The following is a 24,285-nucleotide window of genomic DNA, read 5'->3' as shown; positions in this document are numbered from 1 at the left end:
CTTGATGGGTATGTATGATTTGAAAGCCAAATTATTAAAAATACTAGATTTTATTGAGGATAAAGAGGATATAGTTTTTGTAGACTATCCTTTACATCATAACGTGGGTGATTTATTAATCTTACTTGGAACAATAAAATTTTTTAAGAATAATTCACTTAATGTAAAAGCTCATTTGTCAACTTATAACACAGATATTAAATTATTAAAAAAACAAATAACGCCTAAAACGACTATTCTCTGCCATGGAGGAGGAAACTTTGGTGATATCTATCCTACTCATCAAAAGTTACGAGAAGATATAGTAGAACATTTTCCAAAAAACAAAATCATTATTCTGCCACAAACTGCTTTTTTTGAAGATAATAAGAGTGAGGAGCTCTCGAAGAAAATATTTAGAGCACATAATAATGTAATTATGTTTGCTCGAGACGAGATAACTTATAACATTTTTAAAGAGTTTTCAAGTAATGCTTATCTAATGCCAGATATGGCACACGAGCTCTATGGTGAGTTACCTAAGTCAAAAAAGAAGAAGTCTGTCTTATACTTTCTTCGTGATGATGTCGAAAAAAACCCTATGCAATTAAAATTGCAGGAAAAAATAAAAGGTCATGACTGTGTCGACTGGAGCGATTTACTAACCAAAAAAGATCATAGAGTAGCATATGCGATTCATAAAATGATTAGATTAAATAAGTATCTGAGATCTAGTAAAATAGATAAAACAATCTTCAAATTATGGAATAGTCATTCACAACTTTTAGCCTTTAGGATGTCGAAGAGGTTTTCAAGTTATGAAAAAATAGTAACCTCACGTTTGCATGGACATATTCTGTCTTGTTTAGTTGATGTTCCATCTTCTATTATCGATAACAGTTATGGTAAGAATACTTCATACTATGATTTATGGACAAAGGACTTAGAAATAACATCGGTTTGGGATGAGTAATATGATACATATCTATATAGTTTCGTTGAAGCAAGATATTAAGAAGAGAGAAAGTATTAGTAAGACTTTAAAAGATTTTGATCTTGAGTTTAGTTTTGTAGATGCTATCTACGGAAAGGAATTATCTGAAAACGCATTGGATTCAATTAGATCCAAAAGTGTTGGTACTATTATTAGCAGAGGTTTCGCTGCAATACCGGGTGAAATTGGTTGCACTTTAAGCCATATTAAGGCTTATCAGCAATTGCTAAGCGATCAACGAGAGTGGGCATGTATTTTGGAAGACGATGTTATTCTCGACAAGAGGTTCAAGGTTTTCATTAATACTTTTAAAAGCGATAATATAAATCCAAAAGACCTTCACTTGATGGGTGGTCAATCCTATCCATTAAATAAATATATTATTAGAAGTAGAAAGAACAACAAATATATAGGAGAACAAAAATTTTACAAGACCATTAGAAGTCAGTATTTAGTATATAGAACATGTTGTTATCTTATAAGTTCTGAAATGGCTAATGAATTGATAAGTCTATCAAAAGCAAAGTTCATTCTTGCGGATGACTGGGGTTACTTGAAAAAAAATAAGTATATTAATAGAATATATTTATCTGACTTTGTAGAGCATCCATTAGACTTATCCACAAGTCATTTGCAGAAAGGTAGAGAACAAGAAAGATTACCAAAGAAAACCAGCTACGCTTATAATGTAAAGGGTTTTCTGAAGCGAAACATTAGGTATCGAACATTAAAAATTTATTCATATATAGAAAAAAAAGATAAAAAATAGAAATTTTTTACCGACTGTTAAGTTGAAAGATATATGATTTAATTATTTGAAGTAAAACTATTATTTTCTAGTGTGGCATGACATACAGGTTATAGTTAAGGACAAAAATTTTATGAGTCTTCTTAAACAAAAAGCATATGCTTTGGTATTCTGGCGCACTCCAGTCGGAGAGGTCTTGAGCAAGACCTATGACACTTATTATCATCTAAAATTTGGTTTTAATAATAATAAGCTTCCTGATAAAGCCAATTTAGAATTCTATCTAACTAAACAATATCATATAGTCGAGAAAGGTCTTGCTTTACCTAATCCTAGACCAGGTTTTGGAGCTGAAAAAATTAAGTTGCTATTAGATAAAGGTAATTTATACATACAAAAGTATGGTACCTCGCAGCTTACCTCTTCAATCGCACAATGCTTAGTAGACTATTTGGCTTTTAACGACCGTATCGATCATACTATAGATGCCGAAATTAGAAAAAATATAGACGATTTTGTTGAGAAGGACGATTTAAGATACAAAGGTGGAGCAAAGCAAGTTACAAGAGATAGTGTCAAAAGCCTAGCTAATAAGCCTTTCAATGAGTTTGTTAAAAGTAGATTTAGCATTAGAGATTTTTCAGATATTGATGTTCCTATTGATACGGTTGAAAAGTCAATTGATTTGGCTAAGTTTGCTCCCTCAGTATGCAATAGACAGTCTTGGCAAGTGCATTACTATAATGACAAAGCTCTTATGAAAGAGCTACTCACTATTCAAAACGGTAATGGGGGTTTTACAGACTGTATCAATGGCTTAATGGTTATTACTGGTGATATTAAAGGCTTTACTAAGTACGAAAGCAATCAGCTATTTGTAGATGGAGGGCTTTTTTCGATGAATATTATGCTGGCCTTGCACTATTATAATATAGGCTCTTGTCCTCTTAATACCTGTGTTCCTTTCGTTGTTGAAAATAAGATCAAGACATTAGCTGGTATACCAAAAAATGAGCGATTGGTCATGATGCTGGCCGTTGGTAATTTAAAGGAAGAGTTTAGAGTAGCAGTCTCTGAACGTAGGTCTACTGATAATATTTTAAGCGTTCATTAATTGGGTTTTATATGAAGATTAAAACAATAACCTGCCATCAGGTATATAACTATGGTGCTAGTTTGCAAGAGTTAGCTCTTGTAGAGTTTTTGAAAATGAATGGTCACGAGGCAGAAAGCATAGCGTATAAGCCAAGTTATTTAGCTGACGTCCATAATTTATTTTCGTGTTTAAGCCCAAGGTGGAATAAGAACCTCTTAACCAAATGTGCTTATATTTCATTGAAGTTACCGCAGCGCATCAAGTTATTAAAAAGAAAAAGGATTTTCAATACATTTGAAAAAATGTATATTTCTATAACCCCTAAAAGCTATAAAAATAACGAACAGTTAAAAAAAATAAGAAAAGATGCTGATATCTTTATTTGTGGTAGTGATCAGATTTGGAATCCACTATTTCCAAATGGTAAAGACCCCGCTTTTTATTTGGATTTTGCTCAAGGTAGTGAGGCTGTAAAAGTTTCTTACGCAGCTAGCTTTGCGACTGACGCTATTCCTATAGAAAATGTTAGCTTTGTCAAAGAACAGGTGTCGAAATTAGACTTTGTCTCCGTGAGAGAAACATCAGGAAAAAGAATTCTAAATGACCTAGGTTTTGATGAAGTAGAACAAGTATTAGATCCTGTTTTTTTACTTACTGAGCAAAAATGGAATAGCTATGTAGTAGAGAAATTAGAGAATAAAAAATACATCTTGATCTACGATTTTGATAATAATACACATATCAAAACTATAGCCAAGAAACTAGCAAAGCGACATGGACTTTTGCTCATTGGTGTTAATGCAAATTTAAAATATGTTGACAAAAACTACTATTTACAAGGGCCTGCTGAGTTTCTTGGGTTAGTAAAAAATGCAGAACTAATACTGACAACGTCTTTTCATGCTCTAGCATTTGGATTGATATTTAAGAGACGTTTAGGTGTGTTTAATCGTAATATTGGTATCAATACTCGTATGAGAGATTTGTTAGAATTAATTGGTCTATCTGATCACTTGTTGGATAGCTCTAAAAACGTTAGTCTGTCTCATTTTGATATTGATTACCAAATTATTGATAAAGAAATAGATAAACATATACAGCGTTCGCAGAATTTTTTAGTTAATAGTATTAACTCAAAATTTAATATTGGTAAATGATATGGATATTCTTTTTTCTGTCATTATCCCTCTTTATAATAAAGCGGACTATATATTCTCAACTTTAGAGAGTGTATTAGCTCAAACATGTAAAAATTTTGAAGTAATAGTCGTAGACGATGGCTCAAATGATGCTAGCTTAGCAGTAGTCCAAAAAATTACCGATCCACGCTTACAAGTTATTTCGCAGAATAATTCGGGAGTGTCTGCTGCAAGAAACAAGGGTATAGCAATAGCTAAAGCAAAATGGGTTGCGTTTTTAGATGCTGATGATATTTGGCTTCCTAATCATTTAGAGACTTTGTTAGAAGTGAGCAAAAATCATCCTGAAGCTGAAATGATAGCTACTGGTCATAAAGCTCTCAAGAGAGAAGCTATTAACGGTAGTTTAAATCATGAAGAAGAATCTGAGATTAAGTTAATAAACTACTTCTTGGAATCACAAGTCAATATTAGCATTCTAAACTCATCATGTACTGCTATAAAAAGAGAGTTTTTTGACAGCAATAAGGGTTTTAAGGATTACAAACGCGGGGAAGACCTAGAGCTTTGGGCACGAGTTGCACTCAATTATCCTGTAGCTATATCGACTACGATTACTAGTATCTATGTACAAGACACTGGCGGTGCTATGGATACTGGTCACTGGTCCAAAGACAAGCCAAATTCCATTGATGCTATAAAACTAGAAGATGTTAGTCCATCCTCTGCTTTTTTATACGATAATCTACCGAACCATTATTCACCTGATATCGTTGACTATATCAATGCACGAGTAATGAGTCATATAAGAGCGAACTGTATTAGAAAAGATGCCGCAACAGCGAAAAAAATATCATCTTTTCTAATAAAACCATTGCGTTACAGAAAACCAAGTGAACGGTTTTACAGGCATGTGCTATTACTACCTTCTTCATCTATAAACTCTATTTTTAATTGTCGTAAGAAAGTTACAAGCTTATTAAAAACTAATCCATTGTATAAAACCTTTGTGAGAAATAGGTCTTAATAATAATTAATATGTACAATACGAGTATGAAGTTATGCAAAAAAAAATAGATGTATGTATTTATTCCTCCAGTGAAAAAATTTGGGGCGGTGGTCAGATTTATATAGAGAATTTATGTCGTTACATGAATGATAAAGGGATCGCTACTTCAATCTTAACTTCAGAACCAGATACATTTACTTGCCCTACAATCAAGATAAATTCAGTCGCTTCCAAATCCAAACGATTGTCAAGCTCCTTAACGCTTACAAAGCAACTCAAACGTGCTGGAGTTAAGGTTATTGTACTCAATGACCTAGGTTCCCTATGGCTTGCTCCAATGTTCAAGTTGCAAGGATTCAAAGTGGTTTCTCTCTTACATTTATATCTACAGAAAAAAAATGCCGCTGGATTGGGTCATAGTGATATTGAGTATCGTTTATTAAGATTCTCAAGTCATTTCTGCGATAAGATATTTAGTGTAAACAAAGAAAACTTAGCTACTTTTCCAGTCGAAGTTGATTTTGTAGGTAACTGTATATCACCTTGGTTTTTTGGTAAATCTGAAGCAGTAAAGAAGTATGATTTAGGCATTATATCTAGGCTATCTCAGGAAAAGAATATTCCTCTCTTTATTGATTTAATTAAATGCCTTAATGCTCGAAGCGACGAACCAATCAAAGCACTTATCTTGGGACGCGGTGAAGAAAAAGATAATATTGTTAAGGCTATCAAACTCGCCGGTCTAGAAGGCAGTATAGAGTTACAAGACTGGGCTGATAGGAATGAGTTACCAACTATATACGATAGTATCAAATGTTTTGCTATTACTAGTCATCATGAAGGATTTGCGACTACGCTACTTGAGGCACACGCACGAGGTGTACCTGCTATTACAACCGAAAGTGCTGGATTCTGTGCTGAGTTTGTAGAGGGTTTCGGTTCTACAACTGGCATCTCTTTTGTTCCTGAAGATGTAGACTCTATAGAGTTTCAACAAAACGTACTTTCATTAATTGATCATGCGGACGATTATTATGATGCCTGTATTGATAAGGCTAAGATATTTAGTGAGGATAAAGTACTAGGCAAAATTAGTGCAGGGGTTGAGGCTTTAGTAAACGAAAGTAGCAAGTAAGATCTTACAATTTATATCTTAGTTCAATAACTATTATTTATGATAATTAATCCTATATGACTTTGGGCGTGGTTATTAACAGATTCGAAATTAATAATAACAAAAACATATTTATTAATATAATTAAGGCTGGTTATGAAAGTCATACATCTAATACCTAGTGATGGGCTTGGCGGAGTTGAACAAGCTGCACGCTCGATAGAGCCTACTGACAAATTGAACATAGAGGTTGCGTTTATAAGTGGAGAGTCTTTATCTAATCAACCTTATATGAGAACTATTGATAAAAGTAGTAAGCTGAACTCTCTTAGGTTTTATAAATCTGGCTTTAATTATCTTTTAGATCAAAAACCTGACTTACTTGTTTGCTCTCTGTGGCGCACTAGCATTATAGGTATAGCCTATTCTATTTATAGACGAGCATTCAGTAATAAGAAACTAAAGTTGGTTGTTTTTATACATGCTGATAAATTTGCTCATCGTATTGATAAGATAGTTACTAGTACTGCTATATTTTTAGCAGATGAAGTATGGTGTGATTCTCAAGCTAGTAAAGATGGTATATTTCCAAGTAATAAAAATAGTAGTAAAACAAAGGTGATCTCTTTTTTCACTGGTCTGAGTGAGCAGGTTTTGTCTAACGATAGAAAAAATAATTTTGTTTTTTGGGGAAGACTTGCTAAGCAAAAGAGGTTAGATAAAGCTATTTGTTTTTTTGAGAGTATAAATAAGCATGTCCCTGAAGCGATGTTTTATATCTTTGGTCCAGATCGTGGAGAGCTAGATGGTCTACAAGATTTGGTAAAAAAATTAAGGCTAGAAAACAATGTTCTCTTTATGGGTGAAAAAGTACCTAACCATTATCCTGAAGAAGCTCTAAGCTCCAAATTTTTTATAAATACATCAAGTCATGAAGGAATGGCTATCGCTGTTACTGAGGCGATGCAACTTGGACTAGTACCTATTGTCACTCCTGTGGGAGAGATAGCAAATTATTGCATTGACGGTTCGAATTCCATCCATTATAAAGATGGGGGTCATGTTCTTGAAAATGTTTTAAATGCTATTAGTGACCGAAAAACCTATGAGAGATTGAGTGGTAATGCCCATAGTTACTGGAATCAAAAAGTAGATTACTCAACTGATTTTAACCAAAACTGTCTAAGAATTCTTTCTATTCAATAAAGAACGTCTTATCAGTAAAGAGTATTAATGTTCTAGTCTAGTTAAATCCTTTAATCGATCTTAAGAGTATCAGGGTTGCGTAAAGTATCGTAGACCGATTGGTTCGAATTCTACTGACAAAACAACTTATTATATATCCCATACAAAATCATATGTAGTTATAAATATGGAACTAACAGGTATTTAGTATGTCTTTAAAAGAAGATCTGGGGCGTTATAGTCCACATTTGGTACAGAATTTAGCTATCAGTGTTTTCAACACCTACCAGTATAGAGTCAGACACGGGGGCAACTACCAGAAGTATCGAGACTATTTTGCAAAGTTTTCGAATGCTTCATTATCTGAAATTGAATCAGAGCAACGCAATCGATTAGGAAATTTCTTAGACAAAAGTGTCATAAATTCTAAGTGGTATAGCAAATATAAGGACTACCAGTCTTTGGAAGATTTTCCACTATTATACAAAAAAGATATTATTGAAAACTTAGGTGCGATTGCTAGCATAAAAGAAAAAGATGCTGTCGTAAACTTTACAGGCGGCACTACAGGTGCCTCTATGAAAGTGCTTTACACTAAAGACAACGTTCAAGAACGTAATGCACTATTAGATCATTTTAGAGCACAATATGGATATAAGCTAGGCAAAAAGTGTGCTTGGTTCAGTGGCAAAAATATAATCACTGAGAAAGATCTTAAGAAAGGAATTTGTCACAAAGACGACTATGTCAATCGCATACGTTTTTTTTCGACGTTCCATATTACCGATACTAATTTCGATGTGTATTGGAAAGCATTTTGTAAGTTTGCTCCTGAGTTTATAGTGGGCTTTCCCTCTAGTGTTTACGAGCTATGCGCAATGGCTGCAAACCGAGATTTGAAGCTCGAGAACAAAGTGAAAGCTTTTTTTCCGACTGCTGAGACGATACTTCCTGTCCACCGAGAGGTCATCCAGTCCGTTTTAGGATGCAAGGTTGCCGATCAGTATGCATCCTCAGAAGGGGCACCATTTATTTTAGAGTGCACAGAAGGTAGTCTTCATATTCATCCACTGACCGGGATATTTGAAGTGGTTGATGAGAATTTGCAACCAGCTCAAGAAGGCGAGATTTTAGTTACTTCTTTTGCAACTGAAGGTACACCACTGATTCGCTATCGAATCGGAGATCGTATTGAACTTGCTTCAAAAGAGCATAAGTGTTCTTGTGGTTCTGTATTTCCAGTAGTCAAAGCTATAGAAGGACGTTCTACAGATTACATCTCAACCCCTACGAATGGTAAAATTAACTACGTTAATATCACTAATAGCACTAAAGGTGTTGCAGGTATCATTCAGTTTCAAGTGGTTCAAAACGAGTTGGAGAGAGTGGAAGTCATGGTTGTTGGCAATAAATACTTCGACAAAAAACAACAAGAAAAGTTTCATCACGCGCTATCCGAGCGATTTGGTAAGGATATGCTGATCAATATAAAAGTGGTTGACAGTATTCCTAAAGAGAAGAGTGGTAAATTCAGAGTCGTTAAAAACAATATTAAACCATAGAGATAGTTAGATGTCAGACATGAGTTGGATTTATAGCTATGGTTTTCTAGGCACTAGGTTGTTTGAACTTCCTAGCTTGTTAACGTGCATGTTACTAATATTTATACTCGGATATAAATTTAAAATTTCACCAAAATATCAAGCTATATTGACTCTACACTGCTTTCTACCCTTTGTCTTAAATGATGTCTTATTTAATGCATCGTACATGCCTGATCAATTTCAATACCTGCGTTCTGTTAATGATTTGAGGAATGGAGAGCTAGGGTTTATAGAAGCCTTAACAAGCACTGGTAACGTCAAACAGGCTAGTGTGTTCTTCGCACTAATGCCATTTCCTACTCCCGTATCCCCCATAAGCTTAGGGTTTTATAATACTTTTTTATATATTATCCTGTTCTTTGTATTATATGTGAAAAGAGTCTTTACTAACGTATCTATATGGTTTTACTTACTATTTCCCAGTGCAGCGCTTTATACAGCATTAAGTTTGAGAGAAACTTTAATTTTCTTTTTTATGACACTTACTATAATCTATGCTCGCGAATCTAAAATTTTTAAAAGTGCTCTTTTTGTCATACCCATATACCTAATAAAGTTTCAAAACTTCTTCATCTTGGGTCCTATCGTTCTAATATATTTCATATTCAACGTAGCCAGAAAAGGTATGAGTTTGGCTAAAGCATTGATGATTGGTGTTATTAGTTTAGTTGGTCTGTTGCTCTCCGCTCCTATTGCTATCCCGCTAGTCAACAAATTCAGAGTAGCTATGTTTGTAGAAGATGGTGGTGACAGAGACGACATTAATCTGATTACTGGCGCAGGTGACTTTGTATTTCAGGGTTTAACATCAGCGTTGTATTTCTTAGCTAAGCCGTTACCATGGGAAGCTGGCGGTGCTCTTCAATTAGTACAATCATTAGAGAACCTAGCAGTATTAGCTGTTTTGTTTTTGATTACTCGTCAAGCATGGAAACTTCGACCTGATAAGCTTGCTTTTTGGCTGCTATTCATGGCGCTATCTATGTCCGTATATGGTTTGGTTGTATTCAACTATGGCACTGCGGTACGCTATCGCTATCCATTCGTTGTTATTTATGTTTTGTTTGTCTGTGCAGATTGTAATATCACAAGATTAAGAAGTGATAAAAGAACAAAACATCATACCCAGCCTATGCCTAAGAGCTTGGACTAAATTAGACCGTTTGCTTAATAAACTCTCCTCATTTATCTCTCAATATACTGTGTGCTACTTATGAAATTTCTGATATGTGCAAACTACCTACCACACGTTCTAAACTTTCGAGGTAAGCTGCTAGAGGCCATAGCCAAACTAGGTTATGAAGTACATATCATAGCGCCTGATCTAAAGTCACATACCAAAGATTATGATACCTTATCAGATTTAGGATATGTCCTACACCAAGTCCCTATGCAGCGTACAGGGACTAACCCTATATCAGATACCAAGACCCTAATAGCGATATATCGACTACTACGCAATATAGAGCCTGATTATATGTTGTCTTATACCATCAAGCCGATTATTTATGGCACCCTAGCGGCATGGCTGGCAAAAGTGCCTAAGCGCTTCATTCTATTATCGGGCCTTGGCTATACATTTCAGGAGGTTGAAGAGTCTGGCAGACGCAGTGGCTTTCAAAAGCTCGTCCATGGTCTATATCAGCAGGCTTTGTCCAAATCGACCAAAGTGTTTTTTCAAAACCCTGACGATCTCAATTTATTCAAAACCCTCAATTTGCTTGGTGAAAATACACCTGCTATCGTCGTCAATGGCTCAGGGGTAGACGTCGCAGATTTTAGCGTACTGCCGTTTCCTCAAGATGACGCAGGACAGATTAAACCTTCTTTTTTATTGATTGCTAGACTCCTTAAAGACAAAGGAGTCGTCGAGTACGTCGAGGCTGCCAAAATAATTAAGCAGCAATATCCCGCAGCTGAGTTTCATCTCGTAGGCTGGATAGATGAGAACCCAGCCGCCATTGATCAAGCGCAGTTAGATGAATGGGTAGAGACTGGTATTGTTAATTATTGGGGTAAGCTTGACGATGTACGACCTGCTATCGCTGCCAGCTCTATTTACGTATTACCTTCTTATAGGGAAGGCACGTCGCGCTCGGTCTTAGAAGCCATGGCTATGGGTCGCCCTATTATCACTACTGATGCACCCGGTTGCCGCGAGACCGTAGTAGAAGGCAGCAACGGTTATCTAGTACCTGTAAAATCAGTTGGTGAGTTGGCTGAAGCTATGGAGAAGCTAATCATCAGTCCTGATCTGATTACTACTATGGGACAGGCCTCTCGTAAACTCACAGAAGACAAGTTTGAGGTTCATAAGGTCAATCAGGTCATGACAAATGAGATGGGACTGAATCGCTAAGAGCGTATATACTTATGCAAACCCTTGATTCTAATTGACTATTTATAAGCCTTTTATTTTTGTAGTATTTAGCTTATTTAAAATACTTATCAATTGTATGGTCTTTTAAGCTATAATTGCCCGATTTTTCCTTACTCTATATTTAAGACTGTCACTATGTTCAATAAGAAGATACTAACGTATTTACGATTTTTGCCTGTCCAGCTTCTTATTGGCTTAGTCGTTTGTACTTGGATTCCGTATTTGTTCTTTGATTGGCAGTACTCCATATTCGGTATTGCTAAACAGACTACTTTTAGTGTCTTTATCAGTACTATGCTCACCGTATCGACTATATTTACCCTAAACCTGATACGCCGCTTCCCTGGTATTAATTCTAGCTTATACATACTACCGGTGTTCTTTTTTTGGTTTATCGTTATCGTAGTGGTATCTGGTCTGACCTATCTACCTTTTTCTATTGCTTATTACTGTATAAGTAGTCTTTGCTTACTTAGCTTTTTATTTATAGTTAATATTATCAATCGTCATAATACGATTCAGACACTAGCCTATATCCCTGTAGGTCGCGCTATAGATATGCCAGAGCAGGTACCAACAGCACAGTGGCTAAAACTTGATAGCACTAACCTCGACCAAGAGGTCAATGGTATTGTCACTGATCTGCATAGCTATGACTTGACCGACGAGTGGGAAGAGTTCATCGCTAATAAAACTCTAGAAGGCATTCCGGTATATCATCATCGCAATATACGCGAATCTTTGACAGGTAGAGTCAAGATTAATCACCTGTACGAGAATGAACTGGGTTCTCTTTTGCCTTCTGGCAATTATATGATGGTCAAATACTGCCTTGATGTGTTGATAATTTTGCTATTATTACCGATGACTCTCATTATTTGTGTATTGACAGCACTAGCTATCAAGCGTGAAGATGGCGGTAAGGTGTTTTATGTACAATCAAGAGTAGGCTATCGTGGCAAGACTATAAAGGTTTACAAATTTCGTAGCATGCGCGAGCAGGCGAAAGAAGTTTTGACAGTTGATAATGATGATAGAATCACCAAAGTAGGCAAGTTCATTCGTAAAACGAGAGTCGATGAGTTGCCTCAGTTTCTTAACGTCATCAAAGGCGAGCTGAGCCTGATCGGACCTAGAGCAGAGTTTATTGATTTTGCGGTCAAGCTCGAACAGCAAGTACCATTTTTTAATTATCGTCATATTGTCAAGCCAGGTATATCGGGTTGGGCACAGGTCAATCAAGGTTATGCAACTGGTGCTGAGGAGACTCAGTTAAAGATTGAATACGATTTTTACTACATTAAGCATATTTCCTTTACCTTAGATTTGCTGATTTTCTTTAGAACGATTCATACTACCCTTACTGGATTTGGGTCACGCTAACATTAATGAAATCAAGACGTTACAGCAAGACTCTGCGTCCAACACTACAAACCAAGAGTAAACCATTATGACCATACATTTGCTTCGCCGTCGTCTGAATACTTTGGGTATTGTCAGTATAGGGTTAAGCGTAGGCTTGATGAGTACGATCGCTAACGCCCAAAACCTGCATATGAATGATCTGCGATTAAAAGCAGAAATTGACTGGCTAAACGCGCAGGGCGTCACTCAAATAAGTACCAGTACGTGGCCTCTGACAGCGAATGAGATCAGCCGCGGTATTAGTACAGCCAATGCCCAGAGTCAGGCGCAGCAGCAAGTGCTCCAGTCAGTACAGACTAGATTGAGTAATAACCGTGAGTCTGTGGTTCAAGCCTTTGGAGAGCTCAGTCTACAAACGGATCGTCAGCAACTGCCGCAAACCTTTGCAGATGACAAGCTCGCTGGGCAACAAGTGATGGTTGGAGTAGCGCTAACTGAAAGAGACTGGGAAGCCAACCTACAAGCTACTGTGAAGAATGATGAGCTTATTGATGATGATTCAGATGTCAGCTTTGAGGGCTCATATCTCGCTGGTAACTATGCCAATCAGTGGCTAATCGCGGGTAAGATACCGGCTTGGTGGGGTCCGGGTCATGATGGTAGCCTCATCCGCGGGGATGCTAGTATTCCGGTGACTGGCTTTACCATGCAACGTGATACCCAAACTGCACCGACGTCTCGATATTTGGACTGGGTAGGACCTTGGCAGTATCAACTATTCGCAGGTCAGCTCGATGACTATGATGCGGTACCTGATGCCAAACTCTTTGGTGCCCGCCTAACAGCTAGTCCTTGGCAATGGCTTGAGCTAGGCGCCTCTCGTACTTTTATGTGGGGAGGTGAGGGTCGACCTGAGAGCTTAAGCTCCTTTGGTGATGCTATATTAGGCACTAGAGATAATGAAGCTACTGCGGGCAACACAGACGATGATCCTGCCAATCAGCTAGGCGGCTTTGATGCTAGAGTACAGCTATCCTCATTGGTCAACGTCCCAGCTAGCGTCTATGCACAGTATGTTGGCGAAGATGAAGCAGGCGGCTTGCCTGCCAAAAATATGTATTTAGCAGGCGCAGATTATGCGTCTAGCTACCAAGGCCTGCCTTATCAGGTCTATGCTGAGTATGCAGACACGCGAAGTAGTGGCGAGGTCAAAGGCGTATCGTATGATCATTTTCTCTACACCGATGGCTACTATCAGCAAGGCTATCCACTTGGTCATTCCCTTGGCGGCGATGCTGAGAGCGTTGCCGTAGGCGGTAGATTATGGCTTGATAACCGTAATTTTATCAATGCTAAAGTGCAACATGCCAAAGTAAATCAAGCAGATGAAGCTGACAACCAAGCTTTTCCAACAACTGATAAGCTCACTAGTATTGATGTCGCTTGGGAGCATCAATTGCAACCTTTAACCAAGATTACTACAAGACTATGGGCAGTAGACTCTGATACTCAGTCTAGTGATATCGGCGCTGGTATAGGGATTGAGCTCAAAACTTACTAGATCTACGCTCAAATTAAAGAAGACCTACTAAATATTTAGTGGGTCTTTTTTTTGTCTGAATTTAGCGATAATTATTTAGCTCATCAAATATAATTATAAATTTTTCATTAACATAGATAGACGTGTATTAGTGCATAAAGCGTTGATATATTTAATATAAATATGAATTCATTGATAGTATTAGGGGTACTTTTCTATCATAAGTATATAGGTATGTTGCGTTGTTACTAATACAGGTGTATATTCAGTAATATTATATTCTTTTTTGTGAATTTATATATTCAATAAAATTACTTAGATGAATTTATTAACAATGAATGGTATAGCAGTTATAACCTTGTATTCAAATCAGTCAAAACCATTGAGACGATGAGTAGGCTTATGAAAACAGACTCAAATAAAAAGTCCGAATCTATGGGTAAGTATAAAAGCAGCGAGCTTGATTTGCTAAGTTTGTTTGACATATTACGGCGCGAGTGGAAAATTATACTGTTCTTTGTATTACTAGGACTAGTATCCGCTGTTTTATACAGCCGCTATATGACGCCTGTATACCAAGCAGATGCACTTATACAGGTTGATGAAAAGTCACAAGGGGTGTCAGGTCTTGGTGAAAACATATCTGATCTCATCGATACTGAAGAGAGCAAATCTCAAGCAGAAACAGAACTCATAAAGTCACGTATGGTATTAGATCCCGTAGTCAGCTTACTACATCTACAAATTCGTTTAAGCAATCCTACTATTGGTACAGTCGATAAAATCCTATCCGACAATATAAACACGCAATTAAATACAACCAATGATGTCTCGCTTCAAACTAATAATGGAAGCGCTAAAATTAGTCAATTTGAGGTCGCTGCAGAGTATTTGGATCAGCCTTTTACCTTGATGAGATCAGGTAGTGGATTTACGTTAAGTAATGCGGTTGATGAATTCACAGGTCAGCTTAATGTAGCAGAGCAGTTTAAGGGCACAAATGGCGATATCCAGATTACAGTACTTGATCTCCCTAATACTCAACAACCTATAGCAATTACTAAGCAATCTATACAGTTTACGACCAATAGTATAAGTAATAGATTAAAGGTAGTAGAAAAGGGGGATTTGAGCGGTATTATCCAGCTGTCTATGACAGGAACCAATCAACAACAGGTTAGCTCCATTCTAAGAGAGATCGTCATATCGTATGTCGAGCTCAGTGAAGCACGCAGCACTGAGGAAACTACCAAGACAGTTGGGTTTATGGAAACCCAAATCCCTGTACTCAAACAAAAGCTTGAAGATTCAGAAGGAGTATTTAATAAATTCCGTGAAAGATATGGCACTATCGATGTCGGCCGAGAAGCTGAGCTATTATTGACAGAGAATGCGCAAATTGATACTCAGCTCAACGAGCTTAAGTTAAATAAAGCCGAGCTGACTACTTACTATACCAATGAGCATCCGCTAGTCATTCAAATCAATGATCAGCTCAGAGTGTTAAATGATAGAAAACAAGTTATTAACAATACGGTTGCAGGCCTACCTGAGATTCAACGAGAGTTTTTAAAGTTATCAGAAGACGTTGCTATCAACCGAGAAATTTATCTCACCATGCTCAAAAATTATGAGCAGCTCAAGATCGTCGAAGCGGGACAAACGGGCTATACCCGTATCGTAGATTTGCCTGTAGATACATATATTCCTATTGCTCCTAACAAGACGCTTATCTTGCTGGCAGGACTCTTATTTGGCGCTTTGCTGGGTATTATGTCCGTACTGCTAAGACACCTCATAAAAAGTGACGTAAAAGATCCTAATGGACTAGAAGATAGAATGGGCGTGCCCGTACTAGCAATGATACCGCGCTCACAACCCCTCAAAAATCTAATCGATAGTAGACATTCAACAGGGCGACTGCTGACTTATATTGATAAGAGCAGCTTAAGCTATGAAGCTATCAAAAGCCTGCGCACTTATTTAATGCTCGGTCAACCTGCAACAACTAAGGCCCGAGCGGTTGGTGCAGATACTACTCGTGGCCGAGTTATCCTTATCACAGGAGAGAGTCCCAACGGTGGTAAATCCTTTATTACAGCCAATCTAGCAGAGGTCTTCTCTCATCTTAACAAAAAGATTCTCGTGATAGATGCAGATATGCGTATGGGTAATTTGCATAGTGTATTTGCTATAGAGCACAACTTTGGTCTAAGTGAGTACTTCAATTTTGAGGCGGACTTGGTATCTAGTATCACCCACGTGACTGCGATAGATAACATCGACTTTATTCCGCGAGGACATAACGCGCATGATCCTTCATCTTGGCTGGCTAGTGATAGGTTTAGTGAGTTGATGGCACAACTGGTAGGACATTATGATTACATCATCATAGACTCACCGCCAGTACTGGCCGCCTCAGATGCCGTTATTATTTCGCAATATGCAGATACGGTGCTGATGGTAACTAAATACAATGATCCGCTAGAGGAGCAGTTGGCTTATGCCATCAAGCAGATGGAGAAGGCAAATACCACAGTCGATGGTATTGTCATCAATGATATGCAGCAAAGCAAAAAAGACAAGCGCAGCTATTACTATAACTATGAGTACGGCAGTAACTCATAGCCATGAATTCATAGCATTAAACTTGTAGTACTGATTTGGGCAGGTAAATATCATGATTGAGAAACTAGAATATAGTGATAGTTATCAGGTAAAAAGCCATGGGCGCTATCAAATAACGCAGTGGCTGTTGTCTCTACCGCGTAGCATAAAACGCCTCATCTTGATAAGTATTGACTTACTCATATCGGTCGCCTGCGTATTTTTTGCTTTGTCTTTACGTTACGGGTATATCGCGAACCACATTAGTCCCTTTGAGCTTTTTCTCTACGCTCTACCTGCTGTGATCGGCTTATATGCCATTGGATTTTATAGAAGCGTTACCAGAGTATTTTGTGATGCGGCTATGCATCAGGTGCTAAAGCTATTTATAGCGCTTATTATATTTTATCAGGCGATTAACTATGTTGAATGGATGTTTATTGTTCCGCGTTCAACGCCTTTCTTATTTTTATTCTTATTGTTCATCTGGTTGTGGGGTAGTCGTTTAGGTATACAAACCTTGCTTAATCATACTCATAACGGACAGCAAAAAACGCGTTCTAATAATGACTCCTGCGAGAACATCATTATATATGGCGCAGGTTCAGCGGGCAAAGAGCTTGGCGATGCCTTAAAACGCTCTTGTAAGTATCACGTAGTCGCCTATATTGATGATGACCCGCATCTGGTAGGCGCTTATCTATTGGGCAAAAAGATATACGCAGCAAATGATTTGATTGCTTTAATCGAGAGACTTGAGGTCGCACAAGTCTTCGTCGCATTGCCATCGGTTAGCCGAGTGCGGCGTCGACAAGTTATCGATGAGATATCAGAGACCGCAGTCAAAATAAAACAACTACCTAGCTTACATGAGATTGCAGATGGTATTGCAACCGTGAGTGATATGCGTCCTGTTGATATTTTGGATGTATTGGATCGTCAGACTGTAGAGCCTGATACGCTGCTACTGGGTAAGAACATTACTGGCAAAAACGTATTGGTCACTGGCGCTGGTGGCTCTATCGGTAGTGAGCTGTGCCGGCAGATCATTCAAAATCAGCCAAAATGTTTGGTGCTCTATGAGTTGTCTGAGTTTGCGCTATATGACATTCATCAGCAGCTCAAAAGTATTCAAAACGAAAATCCTGCTTATCAAAGCATTGAGATTGTCGCTATGCTGGGCAATGCAACCAACGAAGACAAGCTCCTAAAAGTATTCAACAACTACCACATACAGACGGTATACCACGCCGCCGCCTATAAGCATGTACCCATCGTTGAGCACAATCCGTTTGAGGGAGTTATCAACAACGCCAAAGGAACTTACCACTGCGCTTATGCCGCTATGCAAGCTTGTGTCGAGACCTTTGTGCTGATCTCAACGGACAAAGCCGTCAGACCCACCAATATTATGGGCGCCTCTAAACGCTTGGCCGAGCTGGTTTGTCAGGCTCTAAGCCAAAAAGAGAGCGCAACCTGTTTTAGTATGGTGCGCTTTGGCAATGTACTGGGCTCATCAGGTTCTGTGATCCCTCTATTCACTAAGCAAATTGAGAAAGGAGGGCCTATTACCGTGACTCATAAGGAGGTCACTCGCTATTTTATGACGATCCCAGAAGCCGCAAGTTTGGTGATTCAAGCAGGTGCGATGGCAACGGGCGGTGAGGTCTTTGTATTAGATATGGGCGCGCCTGTCAAGATTATGGATCTTGCCAAACGTATGATCTATCTAACGGGTTGTAAGCTCAAAGACAAAGACAATCCTAATGGCGATATGGAAATCGTGGTGACCGGTCTTAGACCTGGTGAGAAGTTATACGAAGAACTCATCATTGGCGAAGATAATGTTGAGACAACGCATCATCCTCTCATTCGCCAAGCTATGGAGCATAGCTTTGTGTTAGAAGACATCGAAACCATGTTGTCTCAGCTTATTTATAGAGCGCAGATCAATGATATAGCATGGCTTAAAGAAGAATGCACCCACTTTGTAGAAGGCTATCAAGAAAGCACAGCTACCGTATAGTCTGTATTACTGACAGATTTTGATACGAAGCGAAGATAGAATCATACAAGTAGCTAACGCAGGGCGAAAATCTAGCTTATGTAATTTTTAAATTAATTTTTAGAATAATTTTATAGTGAGATGATTATGTTTAGCATGATAAAGCAGCTGTTTGGACTGCTCTCAGTTCAACAAGTCAGACAGTTCTATATACTACAAGTGCTTGTGGTTATCATGGCTTTTACTGAACTATTAGGCATCGCGTCCATAGCGCCTTTTATGGCCTTGGTCGGTGACATCTCTATACTCGAAACAAACCGTGTCTTTGCTGAGTTATATCAGCTATCTGGCTTAACTGATCCTATGGACTTTATATTTTATACCGGTTTGTTTGTACTCATAGCTTTAACTTTATCTACCTTAGTATCTATGTATACCACTTGGAAGCTCGCACTTTATGGGGCCAGCGTAGGGGTTGAGATTGCAGATCGTCTGTATACGCACTATATGCAAGAAGATTGGCAGTTTCATGCCAGCGGTAGCAGTGCACAGCTGACCAAGCAGATATCTACAGAAGCCATGCGTATAACGGGTGGAATAATACAACCGCTGATGCAAATGAATGCAAAAGTAGTTTTGGCGGTCCTCATCTCTATTAGTATCGTCATCTACAATCCTGTGATAGCAATATTAGGTTTAATCCTATTCGCTCTTGCCTACTTCATACTCTATAAGCTCGTGCGCAAAAAGCTAGTGTCCAATGGCACAAAAATATCTGAAGTTTCTACTGAACGTTTTAGATTGATGAATGAAGGCTTTGGCGGTATCAAAGATGTCCTGCTGCTCAATCGTAGCCACGACTTTATCAAGCGTTTTAAGGATAGTGGAGAGATTTTTGCCCGCGCATTAGGAACTAACACGGGTATCAGTCAAGTACCGCGCTATTTTATGGAGCTTATCGCTTTTGGCAGCATGATAGGCCTAGTGCTACTACTGATTAAATTACACGAAGGTAATTTGGGAGCGGTATTACCAATATTAGCCGTTTACGCGTTAGCTGCATTTAAGTTGCTTCCAGCATTGCAGCAAATCTATGCCAGTGTCGCGAGCATCAAAGCCAACATATCAGCATTTGAAGCGGTAAAAGACGATTTAGAAAGCTCGTCTCATAACCGCGAAGTTGAGACGATAAAACCCATAGCTGTACATAATGAGCTAAAAGAAAAAATCACCTTGAGCGATATCAAGTTCAACTACCCTGGCAAAGTACAGCCTGCTATAAACGGCATCACTATGACGATACCGGCCAATAGTGTGGTCGGTATCGTAGGATCCTCTGGTTCTGGAAAGTCCACTCTAATCGATCTATTGCTTGGGCTACTAACGCCGCAAAATGGTCATCTGTATATGGATGACACTCGCATCATTCCTGAAAACAAACGTGCTTGGCAAAATACCTTGGGCTTTGTGCCGCAAAGTATTTTTTTGAGTGAAGGCTCTATCGCCGAAAACATTGCCTTTGGCTTGCCTGCTGAAGATATCGATCCCAAAAAAGTCAATAAAGCGTTGAAGCTTGCAAGCTTAACGGAGCTAGTAGCCCAGCTCCCTGATGGTGTAAATACCACAGTAGGCGAGCGCGGCGTACAACTCTCAGGCGGTCAACGTCAACGTATTGGTATTGCTCGTGCACTATATTATGAGGCAGACACCTTGGTATTTGACGAAGCAACCAGTGCTTTAGATGGTATTACCGAAAAAGTAATCATGGACGCTATACACGACTTAAGCGGTAAAAAGACCATCATTATGATCGCCCATCGTCTAAAAACCGTGCAAAAATGCGACATCATTTACTTGATTGATCAAGGAAAAGTAGTAGATAAAGGCACTTATCAAGAGTTGGTAGAGACTAATTCTCAATTTAAGAAAATGGCTGAACATGCTTAGAACTAAATGGATCTACAAAAGCATTAGATTATTTAATTTAGAATTAACAAATATTGAGAATAAAACATGAGGAATGAATAATTACTTTGGATAAATAAGATGCTAAAAATTTATATAGTCTCACTAGAAAAGGATATAGAAAAAAGAAGAGCTATATCTAACGCCCTAAATAAATATGATATCAAGTTTGGGTTTGTTGATGCTATATATGGGACAGAGCTATCAGATAGTATATTAGATTCATATAGAGTCAAAAGTACAGGAGCCATTATTGAAAGAGGGTTTGCAGCGACTGCTGGTGAGATTGGTTGTACTTTAAGTCATCTTTTGGTTTATCAAGATATGCTGGATAACAATATTAAATGGGCGTGCATTTTAGAAGATGACGTTATTTTGGACAAAAGGTTCAAATATTTCATTGCAACTTTTTCAGATATTGAGTTAGATCCAAATATACTTTACTTACTTGGTGGTCAGACTGATTTCAATAAAAAGATGATCGTTAAAAGCTTTAAGCATATTACCACTATAGGAGATCAGAGGTTTTACAAAACAATTAAAAGTAATGCTTTTATTCATGGCAGCTGTTGCTACCTTATCAGCTTGAGTTTAGCTAAAAGTATTATTGAATTGTCCAAAAATAAATTCATAGTCGCTGATGATTGGGAGTTCTTGTCTAATTCAAATATTATCAACAAAATATTTCTATCTGATTTTGTTGATCATCCTTTAGATTTTGCTAGTAGCAGTATACAAAAAGAAAGAGAGTTAGCTTCAAAAAAAATCTTAGATAGTACGTCTGAGAATAATATTTTTGGTTTACGAGTTAAGAGATATATTAAATGGCGTTTATGGTTAACGAAATGGCAGCTTAGGACGATGACTTTAAAAACCTATAGGTACGTTGAGAAATGATAAAAATCATAGGGTATCTAGTTAAAACATATTATTTAAGTTAAATCATCATATCAACCGTTAGTGGAGATATAGTAATGAGTATGCCTTTAATAAGTGTAGTCATACCAGTCTACAACAAAGAAAATTATCTAGAAAAGTGTCTCGACTCAGTGGTCAATCAAACCTACGCAGCGCTAGAGATTATTCTAATAAACGACGGTAGTACAGATAGATCCCCTATGATATGCAAAGAGTATGCTGATAGAGATAGTCGAATTAGATTTATAGACAAGGATAATCAAGGGGTGAGTGTAACCAGAAATTTAGGTATTTATTTATCTAATGGTGAATGGTTATACTTTTTAGATAGCGATGATTTTTTGGATGTGGATGCTTTTGAAGTCTTGGCTGACATTGCAAAGTCTACTGATGCTGACGTTATTTACTTTGGATGTCGCGGCTATGAACGAGGTAGAGTAGTTGGAGAAAGGAAGCCTAAAAACTATGGAGAGTATATCAATCTCAAATCATTTCTTGACAACACCAAATTAAGTCCTGCTTCTGCTTGGTTAAACTTTTTTAGACGAGAAGTTATTTTAAATAGCAAAGTTACTTTTAATATGAAATTAAAACATAATGAAGATGCTTTATTTGTATATAGTTTATATTGTCATGCCAAAAAAATAGTAGTTTTAGATAAAGTGCTCTACAACGTTGTTGTAGCTTCAGATTCAGTAAGTAGGAAGCCTATAAAGGTAAGGGTTTTAGAAGACAATTTATTATTCTTAGCTGAGCTATGTAGTTACGTTCGAAAGCTAGGGCTGATTGAAGATTTTAAGCAGGAGATTAACAATATCTCTAAACATACTTTTGTTCTAGCTCTGTATTTTAAAGATTTTAGCAAGTATAAATTTGATATTCAAAAAACTTATAGGGGTTTATACTCTGCTAACAAAGATATTTTCTATACCTATTTTTCAAAAACAGCTAATATAAATATTAATATAGTGATACAGCTGATCAAGGTAAAACATTTTATAAAACATGATAATTATAAAATTTGAATTTTTTATCTTGTTTTTGTAAATAAAATATTTTTGGTATTTTTAAATGAATAATTAATTATATTTTTCAAAACTAAATTAGATGGTATAGTTATATCTAAGTGCTATTTTGAAATAGTATACACAATTTAATCTTCAATATAAAAAGCACTACCTAGTCTTCGAGAGTTTCTTTTAAAGATATTACTTGTTATACATATTGTAGCTTTAGCAATAATAAAAAGCTTGTCTTGTTACTTTTACTATAGGAGCTTTATATGAAGGATTCTCTTGAGCTTTTACCTCAACCAAGTCAGACCAGTGATAAAGGTGTAAGACGTTGTTGTTTGTTAGCGCAAATCTCTGCTAGTGGTGAGCGTACTGATAAACAGCTATGGTTTCTATATCCTTCTACTATACCAATGCCAGAAGATGATAACTGTGACTCTTACTTACTAGCTGTATTACTACCAGCAATGCAGATGAAAGCGAACGTAATTGTCCATGGTAGTATCTCTAGTGAGTTGCTTGCTAACCTTACAGAGTTTCAACATGTTTGGAGAAAATGGTCACCTGAACAATTTTTTTTAGTAGATATACAGGTTAAGAGTATTCGAGAGTGCGAGACAAAAGTAGAGGGGGCTATTGCAGCCTTTTCTGGCGGCGCTGATGCTCAGTTTACTGCCTATCGTCATGCGACAGGAAAAGCTGGATATGGTTCGCAAAGGCTAAAAGCGGGTGTGTTTATACAGGGTTTTGATATCTCACTTTCTGATGACAAGGGTTTTATTGGTGCGAAAAGACTAGCATCTGAAGCTTTAGAGGATCTAGACGTAAGACTGTTCACTGTCAGCACCAATATACGTGAACTTTGGAGTATTAACTGGGAGAGCTATTTTGGTTCAGCATTAGCTTCGGTTTTATGTGCGTTTTATAAGTATGCAGGCGTTGGACTCATTGCGGGCGGTCCCTCTTACAACGAGCTATTTATGCGTATGGGAGATCATCCTATGTTAGACCCCATGCTAAGCTCCGGTGTTTTTCAGATAATACATGATGGTTGCGGCTTTGATCGTACTGAAAAAATTAGAACCATCTCGGCATGGTCGTGCGGAGTATGCAACTTGCGAGTTTGCTGGGAAGGAGATAAAACTGATCGTAACTGTGGTGAATGCGAGAAATGCGTTAGAACTCGTCTCAACTTTTTGATTGCTGGTGTAGAAGATCCTACTTGTTTTAGTACTCCACTCAAAAAAGAGCATCTCAAGCGAATGGTACTCTCTAGTAGTCATGTTGTTTCAGAATGGGAACGTATTCTCTTAGAGATGATCAATGCAAATGTAGATAATAAATGGATACATCAGGTTCAAAAAGCTATTAAACGAGACCCTCCGCTTACATATTTATTACCTCAAGGGACTCGCCGCCGTAAGTTATTAACGAAATTAAAAGGTAGGCTCATACATTAGTTTAATGAAAAATACTCAAGGACTTTAATTTTTATAGCGCATACTTAATCTATAAAAATACTGGTAATCCATAAGGAGATTTATTTTGAAGTATTTAAATGTAGTTTCTAAAAGATTACCGCTTACCTTTAAAGTTAAACTTACTTCTTTATTCAACAAGAAAG

General features: G+C 37.5%; 18 protein-coding genes. All 18 read left to right on the top strand.

From position 1 onward, the window contains the following. Positions 1-4: 4 nt before the first annotated feature. The 18 genes from ACTXGE_RS09720 (at position 5) to ACTXGE_RS09635 (ending at position 24,121) form a co-directional block, all read left to right on the top strand. Complete coding sequence (locus tag ACTXGE_RS09720) at positions 5-952, top strand: polysaccharide pyruvyl transferase family protein (protein ID WP_443541363.1); 948 nt, start codon at positions 5-7, stop codon at positions 950-952. A gap of 1 nt (position 953) precedes the next feature. Then, on the top strand, positions 954-1,742 hold the full coding sequence (locus ACTXGE_RS09715; RefSeq protein ID WP_443541364.1) for a glycosyltransferase family 25 protein: 789 nt from the start codon (positions 954-956) through the stop codon (positions 1,740-1,742). Between the two features lie 112 nt (positions 1,743-1,854). Next, positions 1,855-2,835 (top strand): nitroreductase family protein, encoded by a 981-nt coding sequence (locus ACTXGE_RS09710; protein ID WP_443541365.1) that lies wholly within the window; start codon positions 1,855-1,857, stop codon positions 2,833-2,835. Positions 2,836-2,846: 11 nt separating this feature from the next. Beyond that, positions 2,847-3,974: a polysaccharide pyruvyl transferase family protein gene (locus ACTXGE_RS09705; RefSeq protein ID WP_443541366.1), complete on the top strand. Its 1,128-nt coding sequence runs from the start codon at positions 2,847-2,849 to the stop codon at positions 3,972-3,974. A 1-nt stretch (position 3,975) separates the two neighbouring features. Next, entirely contained in the window at positions 3,976-4,983 is a 1,008-nt protein-coding gene (locus tag ACTXGE_RS09700; protein ID WP_443541367.1) for a glycosyltransferase family 2 protein, read from the top strand. A 34-nt stretch (positions 4,984-5,017) separates the two neighbouring features. Further along, positions 5,018-6,100 carry a glycosyltransferase family 4 protein gene (locus ACTXGE_RS09695; protein ID WP_443541368.1) on the top strand — a complete coding sequence of 361 codons (1,083 nt, stop codon included), beginning with the start codon at positions 5,018-5,020 and terminating at the stop codon, positions 6,098-6,100. Between the two features lie 135 nt (positions 6,101-6,235). Then, positions 6,236-7,285 carry a glycosyltransferase family 4 protein gene (locus tag ACTXGE_RS09690; protein WP_443541369.1) on the top strand — a complete coding sequence of 350 codons (1,050 nt, stop codon included), beginning with the start codon at positions 6,236-6,238 and terminating at the stop codon, positions 7,283-7,285. A 188-nt stretch (positions 7,286-7,473) separates the two neighbouring features. Beyond that, a complete protein-coding gene (locus ACTXGE_RS09685; protein ID WP_443541370.1) occupies positions 7,474-8,826 on the top strand; it encodes a phenylacetate--CoA ligase family protein in 1,353 nt (450 codons plus the stop codon). Positions 8,827-9,034: 208 nt separating this feature from the next. Then, positions 9,035-10,021 (top strand): hypothetical protein, encoded by a 987-nt coding sequence (locus ACTXGE_RS09680; protein ID WP_443541371.1) that lies wholly within the window; start codon positions 9,035-9,037, stop codon positions 10,019-10,021. Between the two features lie 60 nt (positions 10,022-10,081). Then, positions 10,082-11,227, top strand: coding sequence for a glycosyltransferase family 4 protein (locus tag ACTXGE_RS09675; protein ID WP_443541372.1), 1,146 nt, complete (start codon positions 10,082-10,084; stop codon positions 11,225-11,227). A gap of 156 nt (positions 11,228-11,383) precedes the next feature. Beyond that, positions 11,384-12,631: a sugar transferase gene (locus ACTXGE_RS09670; RefSeq protein WP_443541373.1), complete on the top strand. Its 1,248-nt coding sequence runs from the start codon at positions 11,384-11,386 to the stop codon at positions 12,629-12,631. Between the two features lie 67 nt (positions 12,632-12,698). Further along, positions 12,699-14,174: a capsule assembly Wzi family protein gene (locus ACTXGE_RS09665; RefSeq protein ID WP_443541374.1), complete on the top strand. Its 1,476-nt coding sequence runs from the start codon at positions 12,699-12,701 to the stop codon at positions 14,172-14,174. A gap of 381 nt (positions 14,175-14,555) precedes the next feature. Beyond that, positions 14,556-16,781 (top strand): polysaccharide biosynthesis tyrosine autokinase, encoded by a 2,226-nt coding sequence (locus ACTXGE_RS09660; protein ID WP_443541375.1) that lies wholly within the window; start codon positions 14,556-14,558, stop codon positions 16,779-16,781. 52 nt (positions 16,782-16,833) lie between these two features. After that, a complete protein-coding gene (locus ACTXGE_RS09655) occupies positions 16,834-18,786 on the top strand; it encodes a polysaccharide biosynthesis protein (protein ID WP_443541376.1) in 1,953 nt (650 codons plus the stop codon). Between the two features lie 126 nt (positions 18,787-18,912). After that, positions 18,913-20,712 carry an ABC transporter ATP-binding protein gene (locus tag ACTXGE_RS09650; RefSeq protein WP_443541377.1) on the top strand — a complete coding sequence of 600 codons (1,800 nt, stop codon included), beginning with the start codon at positions 18,913-18,915 and terminating at the stop codon, positions 20,710-20,712. A 99-nt stretch (positions 20,713-20,811) separates the two neighbouring features. Continuing rightward, positions 20,812-21,627: a glycosyltransferase family 25 protein gene (locus tag ACTXGE_RS09645; protein WP_443541378.1), complete on the top strand. Its 816-nt coding sequence runs from the start codon at positions 20,812-20,814 to the stop codon at positions 21,625-21,627. A 77-nt stretch (positions 21,628-21,704) separates the two neighbouring features. Continuing rightward, the gene (locus ACTXGE_RS09640; protein WP_443541379.1) at positions 21,705-22,673 is read left to right on the top strand and encodes a glycosyltransferase family 2 protein; all 969 of its coding nucleotides are present in this window, start codon (positions 21,705-21,707) and stop codon (positions 22,671-22,673) included. Positions 22,674-22,930: 257 nt separating this feature from the next. Continuing rightward, positions 22,931-24,121 carry a hypothetical protein gene (locus tag ACTXGE_RS09635; RefSeq protein ID WP_443541380.1) on the top strand — a complete coding sequence of 397 codons (1,191 nt, stop codon included), beginning with the start codon at positions 22,931-22,933 and terminating at the stop codon, positions 24,119-24,121. Positions 24,122-24,285: the final 164 nt, after the last annotated feature.

The sequence above is a fragment of the Psychrobacter sp. T6-4 genome, assembly GCF_052258425.1.
GTDB lineage: Bacteria > Pseudomonadota > Gammaproteobacteria > Pseudomonadales > Moraxellaceae > Psychrobacter.
Note: the sequence above shows the minus strand (reverse complement) of the source record. Positions and strands in the feature narration are given on the sequence as shown.